This window comes from Stieleria sp. (assembly GCF_041595215.1).
Taxonomy (GTDB): domain Bacteria; phylum Planctomycetota; class Planctomycetia; order Pirellulales; family Pirellulaceae; genus Stieleria; species Stieleria magnilauensis.
In genome coordinates this window covers 1-3236 of the sequence record NZ_JBFHKV010000986.1, presented here as the reverse complement: position 1 = coordinate 3236, position 3236 = coordinate 1, and the positions used below count along the sequence as shown (strand labels likewise).

The 3236-nt window shown below is 61.0% G+C and carries 3 protein-coding genes and 1 pseudogene; all 4 read right to left on the bottom strand.

The features are described 5' to 3' along the window. Positions 1-891 (bottom strand): universal stress protein (locus tag ABX749_RS27140; RefSeq protein ID WP_372898781.1); only part of this gene is annotated, 891 nt, incomplete at its 3' end. A 154-nt stretch (positions 892-1045) separates the two neighbouring features. After that, entirely contained in the window at positions 1046-2071 is a 1026-nt protein-coding gene (locus ABX749_RS27135; protein ID WP_372898780.1) for a hypothetical protein, read from the bottom strand. Between the two features lie 226 nt (positions 2072-2297). Continuing rightward, positions 2298-2879: a tRNA-(ms[2]io[6]A)-hydroxylase gene (locus ABX749_RS27130; protein ID WP_372898779.1), complete on the bottom strand. Its 582-nt coding sequence runs from the start codon at positions 2877-2879 to the stop codon at positions 2298-2300. 17 nt (positions 2880-2896) lie between these two features. Continuing rightward, positions 2897-3236: pseudogene (locus tag ABX749_RS27125) on the bottom strand (signal recognition particle-docking protein FtsY); the annotation flags it as partial.

The window sequence follows — 3236 nt, the reverse complement described above, 5'->3', positions numbered from 1 at the left end:
GCGGCGAATGCGGTCTTGGACGAATCCTTGGCCGAACCGGTCATCGACTTCCAAGGGCAAGACCAACAGCGTCTGGTCTCGGTTTTGCAAGGGATTGGGCGGCGCGACCTCGCCGGCCAGTGGCCGCAAATGGTAGCTGCGCCCGAGCTCGGTCGCCGTCTTGGCCATCGCACCGTGGATCGAGTGGTGCGTCTTGGTCAACGCATCGGAAAACGATTCGGGGTCCAGCGTCGCGCCGTCGGAAAGGGCTTCGACGATCGATTTAATATTCTCGTACTGCTCTTTCTCGACGACCAAATCCAACGTCACGGTCGCGTCATCGGCTGACAGCCCGAAGGCCCAGGCGGCGGCTTTCAATTCGACGTCACACTCAGCGCCGACGACGACAGAAACCTTGCCGACGCATTCCGCCAGCGCCTGGTCTTCGCGGCGGATGACCAACATCGGACAGGGACAGCGCGACAGCAACACATCGATGACGGTGCCGGCGCTATCGGTGCCGACCTTGTCAAAATCGCGACCGAAAGGACACGGGACAACCAGCAGATCGACCGCGTGAGTTTGCAGCGCCGCCAGAATCATCTCGTACGATTCGCCTTCGCCCCGCTGAATCGGCCGCGCCCCCGAAACGGCGTCGACCACCGCGGTGGTGATGTCCCCATCCGGTGATGGGCGGGCATCCAAGACCAACGTTTCCACGTTGAAGGTCTCGCGCAAGAAACCGGCCGCCGCGATTCCCGACTTGTCTTGGGAGGATCCATCGAGAACCAACAGGACACGCGCGGGCTTGATCGGCTGCAGCGCGGGCTCATCGCCGACTTTCGATTTTTCGAACATCCGCATGGACTCGTCGACTCCGCGGTCGACTTCGTTCGGCTCCGAATCAGACATGAATGGTGGGTCGCGTTGTGGGAAGTATCGAACGGGTGGAAAACAGGTGGCAGCGGCTGGCAGGCTCGTCGACAGCCCGGCAGCCACTGCCACGTCGGTGCACGCCCCAGATTCTATCGCGATTCCCCGTTCGATGTAGCACGACACCGCGCCGTCAGGACCCTTCCTGACCAAGTTCCAACAATTCGCGTGCCGCATCGCTGTATCCGAGCACGGCGACGCGGACCTGCATCGGCAACGAGCGAATCTGATGATCGGTGTAGGGGTCAAGCAGGTTGCTGGTGACACCGTGATACCACTGCGACGGCGTCGCTGGTTCATTGGAGGACGGGACGACGCGGCGCCAGAATTGCGTGATCGCATTGGAACCGGACTTCGGGTGCTGTCGCGCGAACGCGGCGAGTTTACGATCCAGATTGGCAAGCCGCAGCGCGATCGTGGCCGCCTCGGCATCGCCTTGTTGATGAACGGCAACGACAAAGTCTTGCTTGGCCACGGCGCGAAGCTTGGCCGACCCGAACAAGGATCGATCGACCCCGTGTGCGGTGACGTTCAGATCCAGCAGCCCGCCGCGCCAGGCGTCCGGAACCGCGAACGAAATTCGAAATCGCTTCTCCCCTTCGAGCACCTGTTGGCTGGTCCAGCGAAATTTAAAGTACACGCCGCGACCGCGATCGGTGGTGCCCGATGCGATCACCGCTTGCACCGGTGCTTGACGCTGGAACTGGGTCTGATCGGATCGTTTGCGTGAATCGTCGGCCCCGAGACGCCCGGCGCCGACGTGCGGCACGACGCCGTCGACGCTCAGCCCTAACGAATCGGACAGTTCGTCTTTGGTGGTCACCGAAATCGGGCCGGCGAAATCCGATTGCAGCTCCGTTTTGGGCGAGAAATCGATCACCGGCAAGCGGTCACGCAAGCCGCAATGAACCAACAGATGGTCGATCGGCGGCGGGTCGTCTGATGCAACATCGGTCCGCCCCGCAATCAATGACGACAACACCAACTCGACGGAAACCTCACGAGGTTGGCCGGGCAGCGAGGTGTCCAGCGCCGTCGCCACCGCCGGCATGTCGAACTGGATTTTGGGGGCCTCGGCCGAAGCATCGACGGCAACCAGGCTGTGCGTGGAGATCAGAAAACCTGCAGTGACAACGCATCGTTTGATGAAAGCATCCATTTGAGAAATCTCCCGTGATCGTCTTGTGCGTCATCGGAATCATTCCGTCGTGTCCAAAAACCGGTTCCACCGATTCGAAAGCAACGATATCGCCTGGTCCCGGACCGGCAACGCTTACACAATCGACGCAATCGGCGTCTGAGCAAGACACGGCGCGCATGCTGGTTGTCGTGAAACATCCACTCGATCGTCATCCACCACAGCGCCGCGGCGTGAAACAATTCGATCAGCTGTGCATCCGCGCCAGGGGGCTGCCCTTGGCAAGGATCGCCGTTTCCTGCTCGGACAGTTGGTCGAGTCGTTCCAAGACGTCGCGCCGCGGTGCGAATTGTTCGGCCAGCTTGACGTAGGTGGTGTGATGGCGGGCTTCGGATTCGAACAGACTGGCATAGAAATCCGCCAGCTCGTTGTCGCGCGAACGAACGTGATCGGCAAGCAAGCGGAACCGTTCACAGCTACGGGCTTCGATCAGCGAGGCGATCAGCAATCGGTCCACGCCGCGCTCAGGTTCGCGCTGACGCGTCAGCGCATTGAGCTCGCGTCCGTAGTGACCGCTGGCGAGTCGCTTGAAGGTGATGCCGCGACGATCGAGGACGTCCATCACCATGTGAAAGTGCTCCAGTTCCTCCTGAATGATCCGCGTCATCTCGACACACAGCGGCCGATTGTCGGTATAGGAATTCATCAGATTCATCGCCGTCGACGCCGCCTTGCGCTCGCAGTGGGCGTGATCGATCAAGATCTCGGGCAGGTTTTCGTCAACCTGCCCGAGCCAACGCTGGGTCGATTCGGATTGGAGGTGAAGCATGTCAGTCCGGCGGCGGGTCAATCGGCGAAAAGGGCGGTGGCAAAGCTGTCGGCATCAAACTCCGCGATGTCTTCGATGCTTTCGCCGAGTCCGACGAATTTGACGGGAAGTTCGAATTGGCGACGGATCGGCAAGATCACTCCGCCGCGGGCGGAGCCATCGAGTTTGGCCAAGATAATGCCGGTGCAACCGGCCGCGTCGCTGAACCCCTTGGCTTGGCTGATCGCGTTTTGACCGGCGGTCGCGTCCAGGACCAACAGGACTTCGTGCGGGGCATCTTCGACCTTCTTACCGACGACGCGGCGGATCTTGTCCAGCTCCTGCATCAGGTTGGACTGTGTCTGCAATCGTCCGGCG

Coding starts and splice junctions, on each gene's coding strand:
- ABX749_RS27135 (WP_372898780.1), bottom strand. CDS start 2,071: ATGGATGCTTTCATCAAACGATGCGTTGTCACTGCAGGTTTTCTGATC.
- ABX749_RS27130 (WP_372898779.1), bottom strand. CDS start 2,879: ATGCTTCACCTCCAATCCGAATCGACCCAGCGTTGGCTCGGGCAGGTT.